Raw genomic sequence first — 25,671 nt, forward strand, 5'->3', positions numbered from 1 at the left:
AAGGACTTCAGATGAACTGGCTGTCGCTTGGAGGGACGGGTAACGGGTGTCAGGTTATTCATACGTTGGCATCGGCATTCAGGGCCATAAATGGCGGAGATTCAAAACGGCAAAAGGCCGCATCCTGTGCGGCCTTTCAGTCTCGCGTTCAATCAGTGAACGTGATCAGTTTCGGCTTCCGATGCCGACAACAAAACAGCACTGCTGATGTTGGTATTGTCCGGCAGTGCTTCAACACCGTGCAGGTGGAAGGCGCCGCCTTCGTGAGCGTCGATAACATACAGACTACCGCTGTCGCTATCGGCAACCATAAAGGCTTCGTCGGCTGCACCCACGGTCAGGTTGTTGCAGCTGAAGTTGGCGGTGGCGTCGGTCAGGGTGATGCTGACGGTCGCGGTTGCGTCTTCTTCAGCCAGATCAATCACGGCACCAGTGGCATCGTCACGAATGGCCAGCAGGTAACCGCCAGTTGGGTTCATGCTTGCCAGACAAATTTGTTGGCCGTCTTCCAGGCTCAGACCAGAATCTTCCGCATGAACGTGGTCGTCGTGACCATGAACGACATAAGCCATCTCGCTGGTGTAGACCAGACCCAGACCGCCAGCGGCTTGCATGCCCAGAACCGTACCAGTGATACCGCTGTCGCCATAGTTTACTACCGCTTCTTCGCTGGTCTCGTCTTCTTGCAACAGCAGGTAGTTCACGGTGCTACCACATTGAATCAGCGCCAGGCTGCCGGAGTGCACCACAGTGCCCAAATCGGCGCAGTTGAAGCTCACGTCCGTCGCTTCGCTGCCTTCGTATACGTCTACGGAATCGCCATCGAACAGCGCGTACAAACCGTGTTCTTCATCCAAAATCAGGGCCGGGGCAGTTTGGGTGTAACCCTCGATGCTGATGTCTTCCTCGGCAGCTGTGGCGTCGGCCAAGGTGCTGGCCGGGTAAAAGTCGGTATTGCCGTTGTTCAGTACCGCGTAGTGGTTGGCGGTCATCACGACCTGTGGGTTGTCGCGAGTGATGGCGAGATCCAGCAGGCTGGCTTCTTCGTGCTCTTCTTCAGTGGTTGTTTCGGATTCATCGTGCTCTTCCACACCACCATCCACAAACTGGATGCCCGTGCTGCAGATGACCGCCGCGGTCAGGCCATCGTCAGACTTGATCAGTTGAGTGGCAACTTCACTGGCCTGGCCCACCAATTCAAAGGCTTCTTCGGCATGGTCGAACACCATCAGGTCAGATGCGTTGTTATCGGAATACAAGAAGCGCTGAGCGTGCTCGTGTTCTTCTTCAGTGGTGTCGTCAGATGAATCACTGCTGGAACCACCACAGGCGGTGAGGGAAGAAACAGCAGCGGCGAGCAGAAGCAAGTGAAGATGTTTTGGCATGGTGGCAATCCGGGAGTCAGGTTTGTTATTACGTAACAATTGTAATGTTGTATCATAACTACCCGGGGGTAAGGCAAGTGTTTGTCAGAAAAGGCATAGGGCAGGAATAGGTCTGGAATTCTGGCTATGCGGAATGGGATGAGCTTAGTTCTAGAGGTGAAAAGGGCTATAAAGTAAGCGTGTGCTCACTTCAAAATGCAGAAGAAGACTGCTGTCACAAAAAATTAATTTTCGTGTGAGTAATGGTAAGCGGGATGACCCTGAGTCGGACTGGTTGCTAACCAATCCAACCCATCGAGCTGGCGTACTTCAGTAACATTCCCAGCGACATAATCACCACAATGCCACGTAGCCAGGCAGGGTTAATTCGAACAAGACAGTGCGCGCCACACCAGGCACCGATGGCCTGGCCAAGCATCATCAACAAGCCGATTGACCACACCACATGACCTGCCAACAAAAACACCATCAAGGAAGCAATGTTGGTGGCAAAATTCAGCGGCTTGGCCATGGCGGTGGCAGCAATCATCTCCAGTCCCTTGCACGACACTCCGGCCAGTGTGAAAAACGAGCCGGTGCCGGGACCAAACATGCCGTCGTAACAGCCAATACCCGGGACGATATAACGCCGATAATTGGCGGCTGATACCCGAGCTTCACTGCTGGCAACTGGCGTTGGTGAAATCAGAAAGTACACCGCAATCATCAGCAGCACGACCGGAATCACAAATGCCAGCGCGTCGGTATCGATAAACTGAACCACAATAGTACCGCCGACTGAACCGGCAAACGCCGCCGCCATCAGCGGTTTTATCTCTGGCCATTGCACCCGCTTTTTACGCAGCATCATCAACGACGACGTTGCCGTGCCAACACTGCCTTGCAGCTTATTGGTACCCAGCGCCGCCAGCGGTGGCACACCGCTCATCATCAACGCGGGTACCACAATCAAACCACCGCCACCGGCGAGGGTATCGAGCAAACCGGCGACCAGTGCTGTAACAAATAGAAAGGCGAGGACGTCTGCCGGGAATTGGCTGGAAGCAGCGAGATCGGGCAAAAAACTGAAAAGATCCAAAAGGACTCCGGCAAGCTAAAGCAGTGCATTAGGTGAAGTTACTGGCATGACAAGGGAGCCATAGACACCGGCGCTAACAAGGTTGTCAAAAGCCACGTATTGCACTGCCATACACGGTAATCGTCAAGTAATTACAGTGAGCTGTTGGGTGAGTAGGGGCGCTGGTGGTTTGAATGGATCGGCATTCGGGACATTTGGTTTATCGGCGCTCGGTTCACAATGTATCAGGCCTTAAGTCAATTCTCCGAGCATCTTGATTGTGATCAAAGCTGCCAAGGAGCCCTCGAGCAGATGGCTCTCTGAACTTGTGTGTTCAACTTCAAATAAACATCATTCTTTTCTGATTTAACGAAACTTATCTCTCAATTTTACAATCCCCTGCACTGAGAGAATGCTGTCCTGTTTTAACATTGGTTCGACTAGAAATTAAGGACATGCCGTGTGTAACGAAAGAGCCAGATTCATCTTTATGTTTTTTTGGGGATTGACGTTATGCACATCTGGCGTTTGCTACAGTAAGGATAAAAGTATGGGTTTCTTTCTTGAAAAGAAATGCCTTTTCTCTGGCGTTTCGGGAAGGCTGGTAGACAAGGGATCACCTATCAGTAATGTGGAGCTTCATCGTAAAGCTGAATACCGGGAAAAGCTTTATGAAGACAGCGTTATTACCGATGAAGATGGTTACTTCAGATTTGAAAGCATGTGGGCTCGTCCTCTGGTGGATGATATCGATCAGTTTGTGGTTCACCAATATATTACAGCTATGGTTGGCGAAAAAGAGATATTGGTTTGGCGAGGAGGAAAGCTTGAACCACAAGAGTTCTCGGAGGTTGGTTACAAAGTAGAGGACGCAATATGTGATGTGAACGATGAAGCTAAACCAATGAAATCTTCCGTAAAGACCAATGGTATTGTAATTTCAATTTGTACGTTTAATTAAAAGGATTTTAAACCTATGCCGTCCCCAAAGGAGTTTGCTGATCTCGCTCAAACAGCTTATTTAACAACAGACGACTTTATTACTCAGGGCTTATTGTCAGAAATTGATTTCTTGAGCTCTGGTAAAGGTTTTTATGCTACAACCGGTTCAGAAAAATCATTCCGTACAACATCCGATTTTGGCTTTTTCGCGAGGGGATCGGGTAATTACAAAGATCACTTATTTCTAGTGTTCCGTGGAACCCGAATGAGTAGCCCACACGATATTAAAACGGACTTGAGGGCATCCGCAGTGGCTAATGATACTGGAGATCTTGTGCACTCCGGCTTTCAGGACGCATTCAATAGCTTGAAAGGTCAGCTGATCGAATACCTGGACCAACACAAGGACGCTAATACTATTCACTGCGTTGGTCACAGCCTGGGGGGAGCTTTGGCAAACCTTGCAGCTGAATGGATTAAACGCAAGAGAACAGCCTCTGAGGTATCTCTATATACATTTGGTGCGCCCAGGGTTGGTGTAGGACCTCATGGGTTTCCGGGAAATTTGACGATTTCACTTGATGCGAAAAATATTCATCGTGTTGCTAACAGTCAGGACCCTGTTACCTATGTTCCACTTTACCCGTTCGGGCATGCTCCATTAAATGGAATTTCTTGCTACATAAATGATGGGAATGGAATACGTCTTAGTGCACACAAAATGGATAATTATATCAATTCGGTGTCTAGGGCGAGAAGCTGGGAGGAGCTGAAAGCTCGGGAGCCAGTTCCTTCATTTGATATGATTAAAATTTGGCTTGATAGTAAGGATAATGAATTTACAGGGTCGGCTAAGTTCTGGATCTGGGTTAACTTCGCTACTTACTATCTGATTCGATCTATTAATGAATCTACAAATGTTCAGCTTATGTCCGGCATGTCCATTGCGGATTATCTTTCAGTTGTTTTGGCAAAAGGTATCAGTCTGGCAAATTCAGCATCAGAGTGGGTGATTAAATTTTTGCGGAAAATTGCAAGGGTTGTTGGATTTGATATTCCAAATGAGGAGAAAAATCTTACTCGCTCGGTGATATCATCTTTGTTAAACCGGGTTGCCGATATGCTTGAAATTACCGTTAAGCAGGCGATTGCTATGGCTGCTTGATGGTCTACTGGTGTTTTCTCCTGGAGTGAGGCGTTCCTCTCCATAGAGCGTTGTAGCCTGTTTTATAAGCAACAAAAAAGCAGCCGAAGCTGCTTTTTAGGTCAAAATTGCGGGCCAGCGGCCCGCGCTCCCGGAAAGTGTCCGTCTTCAGACGTCTGACGCTCCCGACTTTTACTTCACATCAAAGCGGTCGGCGTCCATGACTTTCACCCAGGCTTTGACGAAGTCGTTAACGAACTTAGCGTTGTTGTCGTCCTGTGCGTACACCTCGGCGTATGAGCGCAGGATGGAGTTGGAGCCAAATACCAGGTCCACGCGGGTGGCGGTGTATTTGGTCTCGCCGGTGGTGCGGTCAACAATGTTGTAGTGCTTCTTGCTGGCCGGTTCCCACTTGTACTTCATGTCGGTCAGAACATCGAAGAAGGCGTTGTTCAGTACGCCTGCCTGTTCGGTGAATACACCGTGTTTGCTGTTCTTTTCGCCGTCATCGTAGTTGGTACCAAGCGTTCGCATACCACCGATCAATACGGTCATTTCCGGGGCGGTGAGGCCCAGCAGTTGAGCGCGGTCGAGCAGCATGTCTTCAGAGGCGTTGACGTAACCGCCTTTCATGAAGTTGCGGAAACCATCTGCGATCGGTTCCAGTACGTCGAACGATTCGGCATCGGTCATTTCGTCGGTAGCGTCGCCGCGACCTGGCGTGAATGGAACCGTGACGTCTACGCCACCGGCTTTGGCGGCCAGTTCGATACCCACGTTACCGGCCAGTACGATGGCGTCGGCGATGGAGGCACCGGCTTTTTCAGCCAGTGGTTCCAGTACGCTGAGTACCTTGGCCAGGCGTTCTGGTTCGTTGCCTTCCCAATCCTTCTGAGGAGCCAGACGGATACGGGCACCGTTAGCACCACCACGGTTGTCAGAGCCACGGAAGGTACGGGCGCTGTCCCAGGCGGTCGCGATTATTTCACCAATGGTCAGGCCGCCTTTTTCAACGGCAAGGGCAATGGCTGACTTCAGGCCGCCGATGTCGTACTGGGTGTTGCCAGCCGGAATCGGGTCTTGCCAGATCAGGTCTTCTGCCGGTACATCCGGGCCCATGTAGCGCGCTTTTGGTCCCAGATCGCGGTGGGTCAGTTTGAACCAGGCGCGAGCGAAGCAGTCGTTGAAGTACTCTGGGTCTGCCATGAATTTCTGGCAGATCTCGTTGTAAATCGGGTCGACTTTCATGGCCATGTCGGCGTCGGTCATCATCGGCATCACGCGGATGGATGGGTCTTCAACGTCAACCGGCATGTCCTCTTCTTTGATGTCCACTGGCTTGTACTGGTGGGCACCGGCAGGGGAACTGGTCAGTTCCCACTCGTGGCCAAACAGCATTTCGAAGTAGCCCATGTCCCACTTGGTTGGGTTCTTGGTCCAGGCACCTTCAATACCACTCACCACGGTGTCGCGGCCAATGCCACGGCCTTTGGTGTTCATCCAGCCCATGCCCTGGGCGTCGATGTCGGCCGCTTCTGGTTCGGCGCTGAGGTCTTCGGCGTTGCCGTTACCATGTGATTTACCAATGGTGTGACCACCGGCAGTCAGGGCGGCGGTTTCTTCGTCGTTCATCGCCATGCGGGCGAAGGTTTCACGAATGTGGTACGCGGTCTGCTGTGGGTCCGGGTTGCCGTTGACGCCTTCCGGGTTCACGTAGATCAGGCCCATTTGTACCGCAGACAGCGGGTTTTCCATGGTGTCTGGCTTGGACACTTCTTCGTAACGGTTGTCAGACGCTGCCAGCCATTCGCGCTCGGAGCCCCAGTTGATGTCTTTTTCCGGGTGCCAGATGTCTTTACGGCCAAAGCCGAAGCCGAAGGTTTTCAGGCCTGCCACTTCATAGGCGATGGTGCCAGACAGGATGATCAGGTCGGCCCAGGAAATCTTGTTGCCGTACTTCTTCTTGATAGGCCACAACAAACGACGGCCCTTATCGGTGTTGACGTTGTCTGGCCAGCTGTTCAGTGGTGCAAAGCGCTGGTTACCGGTGCCGCCGCCGCCACGACCGTCCTGCACGCGGTAGGAACCCGCTGCGTGCCATGCCACACGGGCAAACATGCCGACATAGCTGCCCCAGTCGGCTGGCCACCATTCCTGGCTGGAGGTCATCAGTTCGCGCAGGTCTTGTTTCAGGGCTTCGACATCCAGTTGCTTGAGGGCTTCGTGGTAATCAAAGTCGTTGCCCATCGGGTCAGTCTTGGCATCGTGCTGGTGCAGAATGTCGAGGTTCAGGGCATTCGGCCACCAGTCGGTAGCGGATTGGTTGGCTTGGGTGTTACTGCCGTGCATAACCGGGCACTTGCCCGCAGATGGTGTGGTGTTCGACATGGTCTACTCCCATATTTTTATCGAGTGACTGACCCAACAGGGTCTTTTCCGATGCTAATCACGGCTCCTTCATCTGGCCGCGATGATCCCCTCCGCTGGCTGTCTTGGCAGCCGTGCGTCGATGAATTCACTGTAATAAAGACGGTTGATTAAATAAATATAATCAAAATTATGGTTCTAATAGCTATTTTAGATTCCTGCTTCCGCAGGTGCATGGATAGTGCGACCAGAGGTCCCGGAGAAAGTTGTACTAGCCGGGTGTTACGCACTGGTTATAGGTATAGACGATGGTTCTGATGTGGTGCTGGCTTGGGTAAATGGACTGTGTAGCTGGCATGTTGTGTCGCAAAGCGGCCAGTTAGGGGCGGAATGAGCGTTGGTTCCGCTAAATCATCCGGCAGCTTGTGTCCAGGGGCCCTCTGAATAACCCGGTGCCCGCTCTGGATGACAGGGCGAAGCTGAGTCACGAAGCTGATTTGCAGGCCTGACGGGTCAAGTCAAAAATCAGCGACACAGAATCAGCAAGGCCCTGTCGTCCCCTTTGGGCGCGGCCTGCAGTCAGCCAGAACGGCGTTGGCGAATTTGGAAAGGGCAAGCCATTCCGCTGCATTCGCCGCCTTGTTCTGACAAACTGCAGGACACGCGCAGAGCTGTGCAGAGTTGTTCAGAGGGTCCCCAGTGTTCTATAGTGCTACAAAGATGGTTATTAATTGATCAAAAAATAACAAAATTATCACTAGAGCAGTAATCAGGGAGGGAACTGCGATGGAAGCTGATATGGTGTTTATGGCGTGTATAGGCTGTATGAGTGTTGCCTGGCTGGCTGCCAATGCGATTCGCATCAATCGTGCGGACAAGGAAGAAGCCCGCAAGCACGAGCAGCTGTAATTTCCTGAAATCTTTCCCCCCCGAAATCAAAAAAGCCCCGGCGTTGTTAAACGCCAGGGCTCCTCTGAATACCTTTGCATCGCTCAGGACTCAATCCCCAACAACCACAGGCTCAGTGCTGGCCAGAAGGTGATGATCAGCACGGTCACCAGCAGAATAAAGAAGAACGGCAAGGTTGCCCGGTACAGTTCCATCACCGGCTTATTGAAGCGGAAGCTGGCAATAAACAGGTTCATGCCCACCGGCGGGGTAAAGTAGCCCAGCTGCATATTGGCCAGGAACAGAATACCCAGGTGGATTGGGTGAATGCCGTATTCCAGCGCAATCGGCAGAATGATCGGAATCATGATGACGATGGCGGAGAAGATATCCAGCATCATGCCCAGAATCAGCAGGAATACGGTCAGCAGCAGCAGGAAGGTGAAGCCGTCGGATACGTGTTGCTGAATAAATCCGAAGATTTGTTCTGGCACACCGGCATCAATCATGTAGTTGGTGGAGGCCATGGACACTGCCAGAATCAGCAGAATCGCTCCCACCAGTTTCATGGAATCCCGCATCACCCCAAACAGCTGGCCGAATGGAATTTCACGGCGAATCAGCACGCTCACCACGAACACGTACAGCGCCGTAATGGCCGCCGCTTCTGATACCGCAAACCAGCCGCCGTAGATGCCGCCCAAGACCAAAAACGGCAGTGGCATTTCCCAACGCACGTCTTTCAGGGCAGCCCAGGCTTCGGCTTTGTCGAATGGCTGGTGGTCGCGCTCGGCATTGCGGGACACCCAACCGCTGTAGAGCGACAGGGCAACCAGCATCAGCGCACCCGGCAGCAAGCCGGCGATGAACAGGTCGTCGATGGATACAGGCACATCCAGCGACATTTGCTGGGCCACGACGCCATACAGAATCAGCGGCAGCGACGGCGCAAACAGCAGGCCCAATGAACCCGATGTGGTGACCAGACCGAGGTTAAAGCGTTCCGGGTAACCGGACTTTTGCAGCGCCGGCACCAGCAGCGCACCCAGTGCGACAATGGTTACACCGGATGCACCAGTGAAAGCTGTGAACAACGCACAGGTCACCAGTGCCACGATGGCCAGACCGCCCGGCATCCAGCCGAGGAATGCATCCGTAATGCGCACCAGACGCTGCGGGGCCTTGCTTTCACCCAACAGATAACCGGCAAAGGTGAATAGTGGAATGGCAATCAGCACTGGCATTTCGGCGATGCGCCAGATTTCTACCGCCATCACCATCAGGTCGACGTCGGTTTGGTAGAAGCCCCAAATGGCAGAGGCGGCAATCACCACAAACAGCGGTGTGCCGGACAATGCCAGCAGCAACAAAATCAGTGGAACCAGAATGCTCATGCGTCGGCCTCCTGCTTGTGCTCGCTGTCAGGCAGTCGGCCAGTCAGGGTATTGAACAAGGCTTGCAGGGTTTGAATGGTAAACCGCAGCGCCATGATGCCAAAGCTGAACGGAATAATGGCCTGCAGAGGCCAGGCTGGAATATCGCCAAAGGCGATGTCGCCAAATTCCTGTGCCATTTCAACGTAGGCGTTGGCGTGCCAAGCGACCAGTGCACAAATAAACGCCGCAAAGGCGTTGGTGATAATGGACAGCATCTGGGCGACTTTGGCAGGAGCCAGTCGGTTTACCAGATCGATCGAAATATGCTCACGGGAGCGGGTGGCCACCATGCCGCCCAACAGACCCAACCACAGCACCATCACCCGCAAGGCCGGGGAGATCCAGAGCACACCGCCACCAAAGAAGGTGCGCGACAGAATATCGGTGGCGGCCAGTACCACCATCACCGCCAGCACGATCACCAGCAGGCTGTCTTCCAGCGTGTGGATCGCGGCTAACAGCCGTTGTAGGGGGGATTTATTCACAGGGAATCACTCAAATCAGGGCGTGGCTCCAACGGCGAACGGCGCAGTTGGAGCCGATGGTTTAGCGATTATTGCGCGCTGCGCAGCTCGGTCAGACGGGCTTGCAGTTGCTGGTACAGTTCAACCGGGTAAACACCTTCGGTGGCCAGTTGCGTCAGGGCGCGGTCGGCCAGCGACTGCCAGGTGGCTTTTTCGTCGTCGGTCAGTTGTACGAAGGTCATGCCGCTGTTTTCCAGTGCCTTGCGAGCACCGGCTTCGTCCTTGGCGTTTTGTTTGTCCATGGCCGCGTAGGTGTCTTTCATGATGCGGCGAACGGTGGCCTGGTCTTCAGCGGACAGCTTTTTGAAGGCTTTCTCGCTGACCACCATCATGCCCGTCAAGGACAGCAGTGGCAGGTCGGTGGTGTGGCTCAGTTTGGTGTGCCATTGCAGCGCAATGGAAGCGGTCATGTTGACGCCAACGGTGTCGATCAGGCCGGTTTGCAGGCTGGTGTACACATCAGAGATCGGCAGCAGGATCGGGTCGATACCGGCGTTCTGGAACACGGTGGCGCTGACCACATCACCTTCCGGGGCCCATACCTTGGTGCCGCTGAAGTCAGCCTGGGTGCGCAGCGGCTTGTTGCCCATCAGGTAGGCGAAGCCACCTTCGGTCAGGCCCAGTACCACGTAACCCTTGTCTTCAACGGCTTTGATTATGAACGGGTCGAACTCGGCGCGAACTTGCGACAGTTCTTCTGGTGTCTGGAAGGTGAATGGCAGGCTGTACAGCTGCACTTCGTTGGCAACGTCGGTCAGGGCACCGGCGGAGACTGCACCGCCACTCAGCTGACCAATGCGCATTTTACGCAATACGGTTTTGTCGCTGCCTTGTACGCCACCCGGGAAGAACTTCATTTTTACGCGACCGTCGGTTTCGGTCTTGATCTGGCTGGCGGCTGCGCGCATGGCTTTCATCCAGCCGGTGCCGTCTGGTGCCAGGGTGGCGATTTTCAGGGTCGCAGCCTGGGTCAGGCTACAGCAGCTGATCAACATCAGACCCAGGGCAATCAGTTTGGTCTTCATGAATGGACTCTCAGTAGTTGCTTGAAATTGTTATTCAAAATATTCAGCAGAACCGGCCAGCAGCACCTTGGCTTCTTCCTGGGCCAGTCGATTAATCAGGGTCAGACCCTCGGCTTCGGGGTCGGCATTGATGACTTCGTTCAGCAGGCGGTCGTGAAGTTCCTGATCGAACATCAGACGGGCGTACTGCTTGGCGTACAGTACCTTGGCCATCAGGTGTTTGCCGTTGCTGTATTGTTGCGCTTGTTCAAAGTGGGCTTTACCAACCTCTGGCTTGCCGCCCAGTGAGGGTGGCAGCTGGGTTTCCATCACGCCAAGGTACACCTGCAAGGTGCCGTGGTCGTAACCCGGATCGTATTGCGCAACCCATTGCATCAGGGCCTTGGTTTTGCCCAGTTCGGCAATGGCACCCCAGTCGTCGCTGTTGGCCTGAATCCAGCCGGCTTTGGCGGTGGCGTAGGCGTAAAAGACTTCAATGTCATCTTCGTCAAAGTCTTCGTTCAGCACAGCCAGCATTTTGTCCTGTGGCTGTTTGACGGCTTCGCAGGCATCGTCGTCGTATTCACACAAGGCGCGGGTGGAGTATTCCAGTGCACGGTCGGCCATGTTTTTGGCTTGCTGTGGGTCTTTTGAGAACACACCAGAGTAGGCGCCGTAGAGCTTGGCGGCCGAGATCAGGAAGTCTTCGTTTTCCGGGTAGGTCAGTACCAGAGCATCCAGCAGCAGCAGGTAGGCTGGCGCGCCGGCGGCAACCACTTCCGGGTTGGGGTTGTTCATCATCGAACGGGACAGGTTCTTCGGCAGGTTGCCAACCGAACAGGCAGCCAGCGACAGGGCCGCCAGGCAGAGAATCAGTTTCTTCATCACAGACTTCGCTTCACACGTTCTCATCGAGATTAACTTTATAACCGGACAGGAATGCTCAAAATTGCGCGCCATTGTACACACCTTAATGCGGCCGTTTAATGACCCTGACTCACAAGGGCCCTGACGGTTCGTCAGCAGGGGCTGTAAATCACTGTTTTGCTGGTGACAGTAATTGACACTTGTGCTGCAGGGAGTTGTTAGCCATCAGGAAGTGTGGACGGTGTGGCGAGAATTGCTGCTTGAATGCAGGAATGTCAGCGTTGCTATCGAGAGCAAGCTCTCTCCCACAATTCTGCCCGACTCCCGACTCCCGACTCCCGACTCCCGACTCCCGACTCCTCAGCCCCGCGGCTGTTTGGCTTTGGCGAGTTTGCGATAGAGGGTGCGTTCGCTGATGTTGAGTGCGGCAGCCAGTTCGGCGTTGTCGCCGTTGTAGCTTTCCAGCAGACCGTTCAGGTAGTGCATTTCCAGTTGTTCCAGCGGCACAGCAGGGAGGTCGGCAAAGGCTTCAGCAAAGGCGTCTGTCATGTCTTCGATGTCATTTTGCATCGAGGCCTCCGCTGCATTGAGCGGTGTTTCGAGCGGGATTGCGCTGTGGCCAGTTGAGGCTAGGATGGCGGGGAGCTGCAGGTGTTGCGGTTCAATGCGGTCGCTGTCACACAGCAAAATTGCCCGCTCGATGCGGTTGCGCAGTTCGCGGATGTTGCCGGCAAAGTGTTGTTGGGCAAGCCAGTGGCGGGCGCTGTCGGACAGCTGGATCGGACGATCGTATTTCAGCTGTTTCAGTATCCGTTCGGCGATCGGCACGATGTCCTGACGGCGTTCGTGGAGGGACGGCAGCAAGATAGGGAACGGCGATATGCGGTAGTACAGGTCCTGACGGAAGCGGCCTTCGGCGACCATTTCCAGCAGGTTGCGGTGGGTGGCGCAAATCAGTCGGAAGTTGGCTTTGCGTTCGGTCACGCTGCCTACCGGGCGATAGGTGCCGGTTTCGATCAGGCGCAGCAGTTTTACCTGCATGGGCAGTGGAATGTCGCCGACTTCGTCAAGAAACAGGGTGCCGCCTTCGGCGGACGAAACCAGCCCTTGTTTGCGCTGGCTGGCACCGGTAAAGGCGCCTTTTTCGTGGCCGAATAGCTCGCTTTCAAACAGGCTTTCGCTAAGGCCAGAGCATTCCACGGTAACGAACGGCCGTTTGGCGCGGTCGCTGTGTTCATGCAGGTATTGGGCAGCCAGTTCCTTGCCGGTGCCGGATTCGCCCAGCAGCAACACACTGATGTCTGACGGTGCGGCGCGGCTTAATAATTCCAGCATCTGATTAAAGGCCGGGCTGAAGCCAACCATGCGGTTTTTCTCAAACCGATCCGGGGCATGCACCTGATGCATGATTTCTACGAAGTATTCGATCTCGCCAGCGCTGTTGTGTACCGGGGTCAGTTCGACATCAATGTGCTCTTTGCCATTGGGAGTGTTGTGAATGTGCAGTACCCGCTGGCGCTGATTGGTGCGCAGACAGCCTTGCAGCGGGCAGTCTTCGCCAGCGCGGTCGCAGGGTGCTTCGTAGCCATGGGAGACTTCATAACAGTGCCGGCCCAGCAATGCCGTGCTGCCAGAGTAGGCTTCCCGGTAGGCGCGGTTGGCGGCCCGGATCACGTAGTTGCGATCCATCAGAATCGCCGGTGAGGCAAAAGCGTCCAGTAGGGAAGAAATGGCCGGAATAGTTGGGTAGGCATTGTCTGACATATTTGGCAAAGCTTATGACAAATTTGTCTTGATGGTGCGACAGGTTTGCCATATTGGCAAGTAGCTTTCCACAAATCCTCTAGGCCAGCTTTTATTGGCCAGTTAATTTTCCTTCAAAGTTATCTTTTGTGAGTCGATTTATCTGGCTCGTAATGTCCAAATCCAGTCGGCTTATTGACGTGTCTCAATGAAAAATTGGACTGACCACTTTCCTGTGATCCATTTCAAAGTCTGGCACTCGGCTTGCTATTCCTCTCAGAAACAGGGACCCGTTGGTTGACATCTCTCATGGCTGCGACTTCCGGTCGCATCGGTCCTGTGAGGGGCGGCGGGTAAGCTGCGGCGGCAGCTGAGCACCCATCGATCATCGTTCAGACCCGGCGTGGCGAGTGACGCGCCGGTTATTCAGTGACATTCACTCACATCTTAATCATCAACGTTCTGGGGCGTTGCCTTTGGAGGATAGCCATGATCAGTGAAACCATGGTGGAGCTGTCGCGGTGGCAGTTTGCGATTACTGCGCTGTATCACTTTCTGTTTGTACCCCTGACCCTGGGGTTGTCGTTCATTCTGGCCATTATGGAATCTGCTTACGTGATGACGGGTAAGCAGGTTTATAAGGACATGGTGAAGTTCTGGGGCAAGTTGTTCGGTATCAACTTTGCGCTGGGCGTTACCACCGGTCTGACCATGGAATTCCAGTTTGGTACCAACTGGGCTTACTACTCCCACTATGTCGGGGACATCTTCGGTGCGCCGCTGGCGATTGAAGGTCTGATGGCGTTCTTCCTGGAAAGCACCTTTGTGGGTTTGTTCTTCTTTGGCTGGGACCGCATGAGCAAGTTGCAGCATCTGGCGACCACCTGGCTGGTGGCGCTGGGCTCCAACTTTTCGGCGCTGTGGATTCTGATTGCCAACGGCTGGATGCAAAACCCGGTGGGTGCCGAGTTCAACATCGACACCATGCGCATGGAAATGACCAGCTTTGCCGACGTGCTGTTTAACCCGGTGGCGCAGGTGAAGTTTGTTCATACCGTGTCGGCCGGTTACATCACCGGTGCCATGTTTGTGCTGGGGATTTCTTCGTACTACATGCTGAAAAAGCGTGACCTGCCGTTTGCCCGTCGCTCGTTTGCCATTGCATCCAGCTTTGGTATGGCAGCGATTCTGAGTGTGATTCTGCTGGGTGACGAATCCGGCTATGAAATTGGCGACGTTCAGAAAACCAAGTTGGCAGCTATTGAAGCCGAGTGGCACACCCACGAGGCGCCGGCGGCGTTTACGCTGATTGGTCTGCCAAATGAAGACACCATGGAGACCGATTACGCCATCAAGATTCCTTACGTGCTGGGCCTGATTGCTACTCGTTCGACCACCGAGGAAGTGACCGGTATTTCCGATTTGCTGGTGGAGCACGAAGACCGCATTCGCAATGGTATGGATGCCTATCAACTGTTCAATGACCTGAAAGCCGGAGACAAATCAGAAGCTAACATCGCTGCTTTTGACGATGTGAAGGACGACCTGGGTTACGGCCTGCTGCTGAAGCGTTACACCGACAACGTCGTGGATGCTACCGACGAGCAAATCAAGGCGGCAGCACGGGACTCCATTCCACCGGTAGCGCCTATGTTCTTTACCTTCCGCATCATGGTGGCGATGGGCTTCCTGATGTTGATTCTGGTGGCACTGGCGTTCTGGCACTCCGCCCGCCAGACCATCGACCAGCAAACCTGGCTGCAAAAAGCCCTGCTGTGGGCGATTCCGGTGCCCTGGATTGCCTGTGAAATGGGCTGGTTCGTGGCGGAATTTGGCCGTCAGCCGTGGTCGATTGGCGAAGTCCTGCCAACCTTCCTGTCAGCGTCTACCCGTTCCGAGCTGGATCTGATTCTGAGCATCGCCTTCTTTGTGTTGCTGTACACCGGCTTCCTGATTGCCGAAGTGTACCTGATGTTCAAGTACGCCCGTCTGGGGCCATCCGCCCTGCACACGGGTCGTTACCACCATGAAAGCGGTGCAGAAGAGGGAGCTGAGCATGCCGGTTCTGCAACCCCCGCCACTCAACCCATGCTGTCTCGCAAAGACAACGCCTGATCAGGAGAACAGACGATGGATTACGAAATTCTGAAAGTCATCTGGTGGGTGCTGGTCGGCGTGCTGCTGATTGGCTTCGCCGTAACTGACGGCTTCGATATGGGCGTCACAGCCCTGCTGCGCATCATTGGTCGCACCGACAACGAGCGCCGGGTCATGCTCAACACGGTTGGCCCGCACTGGGACGGTAACCAGGTGTGGTTTATCACCGCCGGTGGGGCGATCTTTGCCGCCTGGCCAGTGGTCTACGCGGTGGCGTTTTCCGGTTTTTACTGGGCTTTGCTGCTGGTGTTGTTCAGCCTGTTTTTCCGTCCGGTAGGCTTTGAATACCGCGCCAAGGTCGACGACGACCGCTGGCGCTTGCTGTGGGATACCGGCCTGTCGATTGGCGGCGCGGTGCCTTCGCTGGTGTTCGGTGTGGCGTTTGGCAACCTGCTGTTGGGGGTTCCGTTCCACTTTGATGAGTACATGCGTTCTTTCTATACCGGTTCGTTCTGGGCGCTGCTGAACCCGTTTGCGCTGGTGTGCGGACTGGTATCGCTGGGCATGCTGATGATGCACGGAGCGACCTGGCTGCAAATGCGTACCGTGGGCGAGTTGCATAACCGTGCCCGTCGCTGGGGTGCCGCTCTGGCGGTGCTGGTGGCAGCGCTGTTTGCGCTGGCGGGCATCTGGATCTGGATGGGCATCGACGGTTACAGCATTGTGGCCACCACCAAAGACACTGCCGGTGTGATCACACCGCTGGATAAAACCGTGATCACCGAAACCGGTGGCTGGCTGAATAATTACGGCCTCTACCCATGGATGATTGCAGCGCCGCTGCTGGGCTTTCTGGGGCTGGCAGCAACAGCTTTGTTCTCGGCGTCCAACAAGTCCACGCTGGCGTTTATCTCCAGCTCTGTGGCGGTGGCTGGCATCATCCTGACAGCGGGCTTCTCCATGTTCCCATTCCTGATGCCATCCAGTCTGAACGCCAACCACAGCCTGACCATGTGGGACGTGGTGTCCAGCGAAATGACGCTGACCATTATGTTCTGGGTGGCGATGGTGTTTGTACCCATCATTCTGGCTTACACCGTGTGGGGCTACTACAAAATGTGGGGCCGTCTGACCACTGACTTTATTGAAGCCAACAAATACAGCACTTACTGATACTGACTGGTCTTGCAGGCCTGGTTGGATGGGCCTGCAAGACACCCGATAGAGGAAAATACGATGTGGTACTTTGCCTGGATTCTTGGCGTATTGCTGGCCTGTTCATTTGGCATCATGAATGCCATGTGGCTGGAATTTTACGAAGACATGGACCGCGATGCCGACGCCTGATTGGGCGTTGGTTCCATCTGAAAACGAGAACCAGTAACTATTGTGAGCAAGGAAGCTGGCACTGGTTCTCAAACAGAATGATGACGGCTTGTTCAGGAAAACGGCGCTGCTTATAACGCTTCGCACTGGCTGAATACAGCCTCAACATCATTCAACGGATTTCCTGGAGCATCGTATGGAAGCGAACTCACCGGCTGCCGCGGCAGCGTCTTCATCCCCGGCGAACGCTCGGGTTTCTCGCGTTCAATTCAGCGGCAAAGGCGGCGAATATTTCCGTCTGTGGATTGTGAACGCCTTGCTGACACTGGTTACCCTGGGGCTGTACAGCCCGTGGGCGAAAGTGCGCAACACCCAATACCTGTACGGTCATACCTCGGTGGATAGCCATCGCTTTGCTTTTCTGGCAACTCCTATTCAGATTCTGAAAGGCCGTTTGATCGCGTTGGCGGTGATTGTGGTGGCGAGTTTTATTGGTGCCATTCACCCAGCGATCCAACTGGTTATTTCGCTGGCGTTTATCGGCACGCTGCCATGGCTGATCCTGCAAGGCATCCGCTTTGCGCTGCGTATGACCTCTTACCGCAATGTTCGCTTTGACTTCACCGGCACGTATGGCGGCATGCTGCTGCGCTTCTTTGTGTTTCCGATGCTGAGCGTATTCACCCTGTTCTTGGCAATGCCATGGGTAACCAGGGAAATCGACAATTACCTGCATAACCACGTCAAGTGGGGTGATCAGGCGTTTGAACTGAACAACCGCACTGGTGAGTACTACATCACCGCCCTGATTTGTGGTGCGTTTATGGTGGTCTTGTACGCGGTGATCTTCGCCGCTGGTGGCGCTGCATTCTTCGCCATCGCGGTAGCCGATGCCCCAAGCGCCAGCGTGATTCTGGGTGCTATTGGTGTGTACCTGGTGTTCATTGCCGGCATGGAGCTGATTCGTGGCATTTGGGTAGCGCGTATTCGCAACCACGTAATGAACAACCTGACGGTTGGCCATGTGGCAAGCTTCAAAAGCGATGTGCCTGCTGGCGCCACCGCACTGATGATGCTGACCAACTTGCTGATGCTGGTCTTTACATTGGGTTTGGCGTTCCCGGTAACCCGTATTCGCATGGCGCGTTTGCTGAGTCAGCACACTGAAATCGCCGTCGATCCGGTAGCTGCTGATGCCGTGGTAAACCGCGTTGAAAGCCGTGACAGTGCCTTCGGTGAAGAAGCCGCCGATCTGCTGGACGTTGGTACGGCAGTGCTGGGCTAATGTCCGACGGTCTGACTGCCGTTCGCGGCGTGTTTCAATTTGCAGCGGCGGCCCGTTCAACGGCCGCCGTTGCGCGTTCTGATGACACCGGTGCGATTCAGGTGCTGCAACAGCAGGACAACGCCGGTCTGCATTACGCCAGCCCAGAGCAATTCGATCTGGCGGCTGCCATTCCCGGTTTGCCGCAGGAAGTGCTGTTTGCCGACGGTTCGCGTTTTATCCCCGATGATCCGAACTGGCGCTGGCCATCGGCGGCCTTGCGTTCGCGCTGGCTGGAGTGGTTGGAAAACCATTGGCTGGCGATTCTTGCCGCAGCCTTGCTGGTGCCTTTCGTCACCGCCTGGACGCTGGTGAAAGGGGTTCCCATGCTGTCGGTGGTGGTGGCCGATCACGTTCCTGAGGTGGTCATCAAAAGCAGCAGTAGCGGGACGCTGGATACCCTCGATGCAACGCTGTTTTCTCCCTCTACTCTGAGCAAGCAACAGCGCCTGGCTGTGAATCAGCAATGGCTGCAACTGGCAGAACGGGCTGGGCTGGAAGCGCAACGCTATCAGCTGACCTTCCGTCAGTGGGGCGATGACGATGCGGTCGCCAATGCCTTTGCCTTGCCGGACGGCACGCTGGTGTTAACCGACCGGCTGGTACACCTGATGCAGGACGATCCTGATGCCCTGAACGCGGTGCTGCTGCATGAGGTTGGTCATGTATATCATCGCCACGGCATCGAAATGATGGCCCAGAGTGCAACTATGTCGCTGGCCATTGCCATGATGTTGGGCTCGGTGGATGGGATTGCGGACGTGATGCTGGGTGCCGGTGTGGGCCTGGTGCAAAACGGCTTTTCGCGGGATATGGAACGCGAAGCCGACTTGTATGCCTTCCGCAAGTTGGCCGACAGTGGCCGCGATGCCAATGACTTAGCCCGCGCCATGCTGTTGTTGCAAGGGAACAACCGTGAGCTGGAAGCAACGGCTGCCTCGGAAGACACGGACAACAGCGGCTGGCTGGAAGAGTCCAATCGTCAGCAGCTGATGGAATACCTCAGCACCCATCCAATGACCAATGAACGCATCGAGCTGGCCAGGAGCATCGCCCATTGTCAGCAAGAGGGTGGCAGTTGGCGACAGTGTTACCAGCAGGCTCAATAGGCTGGTAGCGCAGGCAGAAACAGCCCGGGCCTGACTTTACTTGCGCCCGGGCTGTTTTTTAAAATCTATATTCCTTTATGTTTATCTGGTGTTGTATTCTGTTGATTCATCGTACAGCGGGGCCGTTGGCTCTGGCCCGGACAGGAGAGGTGACATGGCAATAACCAAAGAAGACATGCTGCAACAGGCGCAGGCCTCAGTAACTCCCATCACGGGGGATGAGGCCGAACAATGGCTACAACAGGGCGTGGTGGTGCTGGACGTCCGTGAGGCCGCCGAATTCGACATGGGCCATTTGCCCACGGCGGTGAATGTGCCGCGTGGGGTACTCGAGTTCCGGGTGGGGGCTCATCCTGCATTGACCGACCCTCAGCAGCCGATCTTGCTGTACTGCAAGAACGGTGGTCGCAGCACGCTGGCGGCACACACACTGAAACAGATGGGATTCGACAAGGTTCGCATGCTGGTGGGGGGCTTTGATGGCTGGCAAGGGGACGTGCATCAGGTCGAAATTGATCCGGGCCAGTATCAGTAAGGTTCTCGCAAACACAGGTGATGATGATGGAAACCGTATCAACCCATAGCACCCGTTTGAGCTGGCGCTCCGACGGCCACTTCAGCCATACAGGTTACAACAAGGATCATCAGCTCGACGTCGGTAATGACGTGGTGATCCCGGCAGCGGCGGCCAACAACGACATCGGCACTGACCCGGAAAAGCTGTTGGCGGCCTCACTGGCCAGCTGTCACATGCTGACGTTTCTGGCGTTGGCGGCGAAAAAGCGCCTGGTCGTTGAGTCCTATGATGACCAGCCTGTCGCTGAACTGGTCAAGCGTGATGACGGCAAGTTTGCCGTTGCGACCATTCGGCTACAACCCGCAGTGGTGTTCAGCGGCGATAAGCAGCCGGACGAAGCAGCGGTCGTCGCCATGCACCACAAAGCCCATGACCACTGCTTTATTGCCAATTCCATTCTCTGTGACGTGGTGGTGGAACCGGTTTTCTAGACGGTCAGGTGGCTTGAACCTGTGCAGCTTCAAGCCTTCTGAATCGACTCACACTGATAACAACGCAAGGCGTAAGGCACAGCTGCCAGCCGGGCATCGCTGATGGCTTCGCCGCATTCAAAACATTCGCCGTAGACGCCCTGATCAATGCGCTGAATGGCCTGACGAATCTGTTGGGCTTTGGTCTGCGCCTCGTGGCTGATTTCCAGCAAGACATCGTCGTTTTCCCGTTCAGTGGCTTGCTCGGCGAAGTCTCCGGGCACCGCAGCGTCGGTGTGCAGGGCGTGCGATTCTGCCCGCTGTGAACGCTCCGTGAGCTCGTACAGTTCCAATTCCAGTCGTTTGCGCAATACATCCTGATCCATGATCGCCTCCTGTAGCGTTAACCGCTGTTGTTGTCGATTCCAGAATCTGCCTGTTTGCGCCGGGGCATCTTGATGTGCGTCAGGCGTCGGGTTGCATGGCTCGGATAGAGTGATGCGGTACGCCGTTGCGCTCAAGCTGACTCCGGAGACGCCTTATGAAACTCTCAGAACAACGTTACCGCGACCAGTATTCCGGCATTGCTGGCTCCATGACCGAGCGACTGCAACATTTGTATTGGGCGCTGCGACTGCAATATTCCGGGCTGGATCGCTTTTCCATCGCTCTGTACGACCCTGCCAACGGCGTGTTGTCAGCGTTCAGTTGTGATGGCGAAAGCCGTCAGGTATTGGCGGGCTACAGCGCACCGTTGGCGGCTGTGCCGTCGTTGCAGGAACTGGTGGATGAGCGCGGCATTCGGGTGGTGAACGACATGCGAAACTTCCGCTCGGTTGACTCCAGTGAACACACGGAACAGTTGTTGGGGCAGGGGTATCGGGCCAGTTTCACCATGCCCTTGTTTGAAAACGAGCAACTGATGGGGGTGTTGTTTCTGAACTCCCATCAGATCGATTATTTCGACGACACCATGGTGGTGTATTGCTCGTTGTGGGGCCACCTGGTGGAGCAGGTGCTGGCCCGTTTTCGTGAAGATATTCCGATCTGAGTGATCTAGCCCAGCAGTTCAGCGGCCAGTTTGACGAAGTCTTGCGAGGTCAAAAGCCCCACCAGCTTGTTACTGTCATCGACCACCAGAGCGCAGCCTTGATGGCGATTGGTGCGAATCAACTCGGCAGCGTCTTTCAGCAGGCTGTCGGCTTTGACCGTGTGCAGCTCAGTCTGCATGCACTTGTCGATGGTCGTTTTGGCCAGATATTCCTGTAGATGATGCGCACCGAATTTGTCGGTGATTTTAAACGCTTCTGCCAGAAACTCTTTCTGACTCATCAAGCCCACCAAATGGCCGTCGCCATCGACGATCGGCAGGTGGCGAATCTTGTGTTCACCCATGGTCTGTTCCGCATCGCGCAGGGTCTCATCCGGGGTGTGCGTCAGCAGTTCGGTTTTCATCAATTCGTGAACGTGTTTCATGGCGAGTATCTGTGATTGGGAACCTGTCTTAAGTAAAGCAGGTATTTGCCAGAACGCAGTGAATCCGGCGTTTTAAAGCCACGAATCCTTGCATCTGTGTGTCCCATTTTGATCATTTTTTGTGCTTCAACAAGACAAGCACCGGTTCGCCGTCAGAATCCGTTGGCGCTGGCCCGGTCTGTCCTATGCCCTGCTCGGGGCTTTGTTAGATGTTCTCAAATCTCAACACCGTGTTGAGCAAAACTCACTAATAAAAATAATTCAGGGAATTTCTGCAAGCGGGTATCGGCTCGCTTGCCAGAGAAGCTCTCAGGAGACGACCTCATGACCCGAGCAACACGAGTACTGCTGCTGGCACTGGTGTGCCTGCCGGCCTGGACCCATGCCATGTCTGATCAGGCTGACGGCGGTTATACCGCTACCCGTTATCCCATTGTGCTGGCCCACGGCCTGTTTGGCTTTGATGCCATTCTGGGGGTGGATTACTGGTACAAGGTGCCAGAAACCCTGCAAGCCGACGGCGCCCAGGTATTTATTACTTCGGTAGCCAACTCCAATTCACCCGAGGTGCGGGGTGAACAACTGATTCTGGAAATCGAACAGGTGCTGGCCATCACCGGTGCCGACAAGGTCAACCTGATTGGCCATAGCCACGGCGGCCCGACCACCCGTTATGCAGCCTCGGTTCGCCCGGACATCATTGCTTCGGTAACCTCGGTATCGGGTGTTAACAAGGGCACCCCGGTGGCCGATGGCGTTTACGACTGGTATCAGGGCGGCTCGCCATTGACCGGCGCAGTGGAAGGTCTGGCCACGGCGCTGGCAACAGCCATCGATTTTCTCTCCGGTGGCGGCTATGAGCAGGATGTGATTGCTTCATTGGCGTCCATGACCACCGCCGATGCGATGGCGTTCAACCAGCAGCATCCGGGTGGCATTCCGGCCTCTGCTTGCGGTGAGGGCGACTATGAATACAACGGCGTGCGTTACTACTCCTGGGCGGGTGCTGAGCCGCTGACCAACATTCTTGATCCGCTCGAAAGCGTTACCGTGGTGGCGTCTGTTTTCTTCGACGGCAACACCCCTAACGACGGTTTGGTCGGCGCTTGTGATGCCAATTTGGGCATGGTGGTGCGCAACGATTTCCGCATGAACCATCTGGATGAAATCAACCAGACCTTTGGTATTCATCACCTGACCGAAACCGATCCGCTGGCGGTATTCCGTACCCACGCCAATCGTTTGCAGCAGGCCGGTCTGTAAATGCCCGGTTCTGTGCTGAACCACACACCAGCAAGCCGTTTGCGCTTGCTGGTGCTGTTTCTGGTTTCTACCCTGCTGTGCCTTGGAGCGTATTGGCTGGTGCTGACACTTTGGCAGCCGGTGCCGGTGCATACGCTGGCGCAGCCGTCTTCAAACGGAACGTCCTCAGCGGCTAATGAAGGCGATCATTCGGCCTTGTTGGCCGGGCGTCGGGAGGCCGTGCCGTCAGAGCAAGCGCTGCAACTGAATACGTTTCGTGGGGCCTCGCCCGATGGTCGTTTGCGCGTGGATGCTCGTGGCCAGCTGGTGGTTGATCGGCAATTACGTCACTGGTTGGATGGCTGGCTGTCGGTGCAGGGGGAATGGTCGCTGGAGCAGGTGACGGCTGAAATGATTCGGCAAATTAACCAGCTGCCACAGCCGGGGCGGGATCAGGCCTTGTCGCTGATGGGCCAGTGGATGGATTACCGACGGGCGCTGGCCGATTACGACGAGCGTTCAGCCCGCAGTTTGTCGCAAATGACCCTGACCGATCTGCAGCAGCGGCTCGACTGGGTGGAGCGGTTGCGCCGCCAGTATTTTGAGGCTGAGGTGGTTCGCGCGTTTTTTGCCGACGACGAAGCACTCGATCGCTATTTGCTGGCACGCCGTCAGCAGCAGTTGGGGCAAGTCTCTGACGAGCAGGTTCAGCAGGCGTTAGCGCAAATGCCGGAGGCCTTGCAGCATGCTCGCCAGCAGAGTCAGCTGCTATTAAATAATCCACTGCTGTCGGCGGATACCTACCGTGAGCAGACCGCTGATAGCAGTGGTGCTACTCAAGGCCAAGTTGTTCAGGGGCAGGTCGCTCAGGATCAGGTTTATCAGGAGAGAGCCCGGCAATATGGCGAGGCTGCCGCTCAGCGGCTGGCGCAACTGGACAGCCGTCAGCAGCAGTGGCAACAACGGTTGCAGGCGTATCAACAATTCGAGCAGTCGTTAGCCAGGGAACAAACCGCAGAAGCCCGCGAGCGCCAGTTACAAAGCTACCGCCAAACCAACTTCAGTGCGGCAGAACAACGCCGTCTGACGGCGGCGTTGCAGTGGCTGACGCTTTCGAAATCAGATGATTAGTTGCTGCCGAAAGCAGAACGATCAGGATCTATCCGCGCTGATCAACAGTTGCTGCATCGGCTCAAACAGAGCCGGTGTAGCAACCATAATGTTGTGACTGTAAATCTGTGGGTTCAACCCCTGTGGAATGGGGTAGATATGGCCAAAGCGCGCGCCCGCTTCGCGGGCAATCAACTGCGCGGCAGCAAAGTCCCACGGTTTGACGGTTTCGTAATAGGCATCCAGACGACCACAGGCGACCCAGCAAATATCCAGTGACGCTGCACCAAGCCGACGAATATCACCACACTGCTTCAGCACCGCCGTGACGCGCTTCATCAGCTCGTCGATGTCGTCCTTCTGGTAGGGGAAACCAGTGCCAACAATGGCCCGGCGCATGTCCTGCTTGCCAGATACTTCAATCGGCTGGTCGTTCAGGAACGCGCCCTTACCCGCCATGGCTTCAAAGGTTTCTTCGGCAAACGGGTTATGAACCACCGCCGCCTTGCAGTCGCCGTTATGGTAGTAAGCAATGGATACCGCCACCTGGGCGTGGCCGTGGGCGTAGTTCACGGTGCCGTCGATGGGGTCGATGATCCACAGGTGCTCGCAGTCGGTTTCGTTATCCGGCCCCAATTCTTCCGACAGAATATCGTGATCCGGAAAGGCCGCTTTGATGCCGTCGTTAATCAGTTTGTCGGCGGCAACATCGGCCTGGGTTACCAGCTCGGCACCGTCGTATTTGAAGTTGATTTCCAGTGCATTGCGCTGGCGGGCGATCTCGTCACCGGCATCACGTGCCAGCGTGAGCGCCAGGTCCATCATGGGTTGGTATTGGCTCATGGGTTATCTCTAAAACGTGATGAAAATTCGGGTTACTCGCCTTGATGCAGTTCCAGCCACAACTGCAGTTCGTCCATTACCAGCTGCTGCAATATCGGTTGTGCTTCGGCGGTGGGATGAATGCCGTCGCCTTGCATCAGCTCAGGGTCGGTGGCTACGCCTTCCAGTAAAAACGGCACCAGCAAGGTGTCGTATTGCTCTGCCAGCTGCGGGTAAATATCGGCAAAGCCCTTGGTGTAACGCTGGCCATAGTTTGGCGGAATCTGCATGCCCAGCAACATCACCATGGTGCCACGCTCTTCTGCCATGCGGATCATTCGCTCGATGTTCTGGCGGATCAGTTTCAGCGGTGTACCGCGCAGGCCATCATTGCCGCCCAGTTCAATCAACAGCAGATCTGGATGGTGCTGTTCCAGCAGTTGCGGTAATCGCGCCACGCCACCTTGGGTAGTATCACCACTGACACTGGCGTTAACCACTTGTATACCCGCCATGTGTTCCTGTAATTGCTGTTCCAGCAGGGTGGCGTAGCCCTGTTGAACCGGGACGCCAAAACCCGCACTAATACTGTCTCCGACGATCAGAATAACCGGGTGATCTGACGCCGCACGAGCCGGGCCTGAAGCCAGCGCCAACAAGCAAGTCAGCACCAATAACCGCACGGATTGGGAACGATTCATGAGTAAAGTAGAGAATGACGCCAGCACACGGGATTCCTTTTCGGTTTCAGAAAGTTCACAGCCATCAGAGGGCAGCCAGACTGGGACAGCAGCGGCTGCAACAGATTCCATCGCTGCCCC

General features: G+C 55.1%; 25 protein-coding genes. 13 read left to right on the forward strand and 12 right to left on the reverse strand.

All coding sequences use genetic code 11. The features are described 5' to 3' along the window. Positions 1-152: 152 nt before the first annotated feature. Both G516_RS0107965 and G516_RS0107970 read right to left on the reverse strand, forming a co-directional pair. Positions 153-1,385 (reverse strand): hypothetical protein, encoded by a 1,233-nt coding sequence (locus G516_RS0107965; protein ID WP_028293206.1) that lies wholly within the window; start codon positions 1,383-1,385, stop codon positions 153-155. 277 nt (positions 1,386-1,662) lie between these two features. Beyond that, positions 1,663-2,463 carry a TSUP family transporter gene (locus G516_RS0107970; RefSeq protein ID WP_245582633.1) on the reverse strand — a complete coding sequence of 267 codons (801 nt, stop codon included), beginning with the start codon at positions 2,461-2,463 and terminating at the stop codon, positions 1,663-1,665. A gap of 529 nt (positions 2,464-2,992) precedes the next feature. Here G516_RS0107970 and G516_RS0107975 point away from each other — a divergent pair. Together G516_RS0107975 and G516_RS23810 are read left to right on the forward strand one after the other, a co-directional pair. Next, entirely contained in the window at positions 2,993-3,403 is a 411-nt protein-coding gene (locus G516_RS0107975) for a DUF6795 domain-containing protein (protein WP_028293208.1), read from the forward strand. A gap of 15 nt (positions 3,404-3,418) precedes the next feature. Then, a complete protein-coding gene (locus tag G516_RS23810; protein ID WP_051219061.1) occupies positions 3,419-4,549 on the forward strand; it encodes a lipase family protein in 1,131 nt (376 codons plus the stop codon). A 171-nt stretch (positions 4,550-4,720) separates the two neighbouring features. Here the strand turns inward: G516_RS23810 and katG are convergent, their stop codons facing one another. Then, positions 4,721-6,916: a catalase/peroxidase HPI gene (gene katG / locus G516_RS0107985; RefSeq protein ID WP_028293209.1), complete on the reverse strand. Its 2,196-nt coding sequence runs from the start codon at positions 6,914-6,916 to the stop codon at positions 4,721-4,723. 765 nt (positions 6,917-7,681) lie between these two features. Between katG and G516_RS25145 the strand changes: the two genes are divergently transcribed. Beyond that, complete coding sequence (locus G516_RS25145) at positions 7,682-7,804, forward strand: hypothetical protein (RefSeq protein WP_281168011.1); 123 nt, start codon at positions 7,682-7,684, stop codon at positions 7,802-7,804. 83 nt (positions 7,805-7,887) lie between these two features. Here the strand turns inward: G516_RS25145 and G516_RS0107995 are convergent, their stop codons facing one another. The 5 genes from G516_RS0107995 to G516_RS0108015 form a co-directional block, all read right to left on the reverse strand. After that, on the reverse strand, positions 7,888-9,177 hold the full coding sequence (locus tag G516_RS0107995) for a TRAP transporter large permease (RefSeq protein WP_028293210.1): 1,290 nt from the start codon (positions 9,175-9,177) through the stop codon (positions 7,888-7,890). Next, positions 9,174-9,704 carry a TRAP transporter small permease gene (locus G516_RS0108000; RefSeq protein ID WP_028293211.1) on the reverse strand — a complete coding sequence of 177 codons (531 nt, stop codon included), beginning with the start codon at positions 9,702-9,704 and terminating at the stop codon, positions 9,174-9,176. The genes G516_RS0107995 and G516_RS0108000 overlap by 4 nt, the downstream gene beginning before the upstream one ends. Positions 9,705-9,772: 68 nt before the next feature. Then, on the reverse strand, positions 9,773-10,768 hold the full coding sequence (locus G516_RS0108005; protein WP_028293212.1) for a TRAP transporter substrate-binding protein: 996 nt from the start codon (positions 10,766-10,768) through the stop codon (positions 9,773-9,775). Between the two features lie 30 nt (positions 10,769-10,798). Further along, positions 10,799-11,632, reverse strand: coding sequence for a TRAP transporter TatT component family protein (locus G516_RS0108010; protein WP_036535278.1), 834 nt, complete (start codon positions 11,630-11,632; stop codon positions 10,799-10,801). Positions 11,633-11,974: 342 nt separating this feature from the next. Next, positions 11,975-13,378: a sigma-54 interaction domain-containing protein gene (locus G516_RS0108015; protein WP_028293214.1), complete on the reverse strand. Its 1,404-nt coding sequence runs from the start codon at positions 13,376-13,378 to the stop codon at positions 11,975-11,977. 468 nt (positions 13,379-13,846) lie between these two features. Here G516_RS0108015 and G516_RS21585 point away from each other — a divergent pair, with 468 nt between their 5' ends. From G516_RS21585 to G516_RS0108050, 7 genes are all read left to right on the forward strand, one after another. Beyond that, positions 13,847-15,472 (forward strand): cytochrome ubiquinol oxidase subunit I, encoded by a 1,626-nt coding sequence (locus G516_RS21585; protein WP_051219064.1) that lies wholly within the window; start codon positions 13,847-13,849, stop codon positions 15,470-15,472. A gap of 15 nt (positions 15,473-15,487) precedes the next feature. Further along, a complete protein-coding gene (gene cydB / locus G516_RS0108025) occupies positions 15,488-16,627 on the forward strand; it encodes a cytochrome d ubiquinol oxidase subunit II (RefSeq protein ID WP_028293215.1) in 1,140 nt (379 codons plus the stop codon). 63 nt (positions 16,628-16,690) lie between these two features. Further along, positions 16,691-16,801 carry a cytochrome bd-I oxidase subunit CydX gene (gene cydX / locus G516_RS24325; protein WP_028293216.1) on the forward strand — a complete coding sequence of 37 codons (111 nt, stop codon included), beginning with the start codon at positions 16,691-16,693 and terminating at the stop codon, positions 16,799-16,801. A gap of 175 nt (positions 16,802-16,976) precedes the next feature. Then, positions 16,977-18,065 (forward strand): YjgN family protein, encoded by a 1,089-nt coding sequence (locus G516_RS0108035; protein ID WP_028293217.1) that lies wholly within the window; start codon positions 16,977-16,979, stop codon positions 18,063-18,065. Continuing rightward, on the forward strand, positions 18,065-19,213 hold the full coding sequence (locus G516_RS21590; RefSeq protein ID WP_051219065.1) for a M48 family metallopeptidase: 1,149 nt from the start codon (positions 18,065-18,067) through the stop codon (positions 19,211-19,213). The genes G516_RS0108035 and G516_RS21590 overlap by 1 nt, the downstream gene beginning before the upstream one ends. A gap of 154 nt (positions 19,214-19,367) precedes the next feature. After that, complete coding sequence (locus G516_RS0108045) at positions 19,368-19,748, forward strand: rhodanese-like domain-containing protein (RefSeq protein ID WP_028293218.1); 381 nt, start codon at positions 19,368-19,370, stop codon at positions 19,746-19,748. Positions 19,749-19,774: 26 nt separating this feature from the next. Continuing rightward, positions 19,775-20,221, forward strand: a complete 447-nt coding sequence (locus G516_RS0108050; RefSeq protein ID WP_036535282.1) for an OsmC family protein — start codon at positions 19,775-19,777, stop codon at positions 20,219-20,221. Positions 20,222-20,250: 29 nt separating this feature from the next. On the opposite strand, the gene G516_RS0108055 is transcribed toward G516_RS0108050, so the two are convergent. Continuing rightward, positions 20,251-20,586: a TraR/DksA family transcriptional regulator gene (locus tag G516_RS0108055; RefSeq protein WP_028293220.1), complete on the reverse strand. Its 336-nt coding sequence runs from the start codon at positions 20,584-20,586 to the stop codon at positions 20,251-20,253. Between the two features lie 155 nt (positions 20,587-20,741). Between G516_RS0108055 and G516_RS0108060 the strand changes: the two genes are divergently transcribed. Beyond that, a complete protein-coding gene (locus tag G516_RS0108060; protein ID WP_028293221.1) occupies positions 20,742-21,251 on the forward strand; it encodes a GAF domain-containing protein in 510 nt (169 codons plus the stop codon). A gap of 5 nt (positions 21,252-21,256) precedes the next feature. On the opposite strand, the gene G516_RS0108065 is transcribed toward G516_RS0108060, so the two are convergent. Next, positions 21,257-21,676, reverse strand: coding sequence for a CBS domain-containing protein (locus G516_RS0108065; RefSeq protein ID WP_051219067.1), 420 nt, complete (start codon positions 21,674-21,676; stop codon positions 21,257-21,259). A gap of 324 nt (positions 21,677-22,000) precedes the next feature. Between G516_RS0108065 and G516_RS0108070 the strand changes: the two genes are divergently transcribed. Both G516_RS0108070 and G516_RS0108075 read left to right on the forward strand, forming a co-directional pair. Further along, positions 22,001-22,939 carry an esterase/lipase family protein gene (locus G516_RS0108070; protein WP_036535287.1) on the forward strand — a complete coding sequence of 313 codons (939 nt, stop codon included), beginning with the start codon at positions 22,001-22,003 and terminating at the stop codon, positions 22,937-22,939. Beyond that, a complete protein-coding gene (locus G516_RS0108075) occupies positions 22,940-24,049 on the forward strand; it encodes a lipase secretion chaperone (RefSeq protein WP_028293224.1) in 1,110 nt (369 codons plus the stop codon). Positions 24,050-24,070: 21 nt separating this feature from the next. On the opposite strand, the gene G516_RS0108080 is transcribed toward G516_RS0108075, so the two are convergent. Next, a complete protein-coding gene (locus tag G516_RS0108080; protein ID WP_028293225.1) occupies positions 24,071-24,871 on the reverse strand; it encodes an inositol monophosphatase family protein in 801 nt (266 codons plus the stop codon). Positions 24,872-24,903: 32 nt separating this feature from the next. Continuing rightward, positions 24,904-25,662, reverse strand: a complete 759-nt coding sequence (locus tag G516_RS0108085) for an arylesterase (protein WP_245582634.1) — start codon at positions 25,660-25,662, stop codon at positions 24,904-24,906. Positions 25,663-25,671 lie beyond the last annotated feature (9 nt).

The organism is Oceanobacter kriegii DSM 6294 (assembly GCF_000422845.1).
GTDB lineage: Bacteria > Pseudomonadota > Gammaproteobacteria > Pseudomonadales > Oceanobacteraceae > Oceanobacter > Oceanobacter kriegii.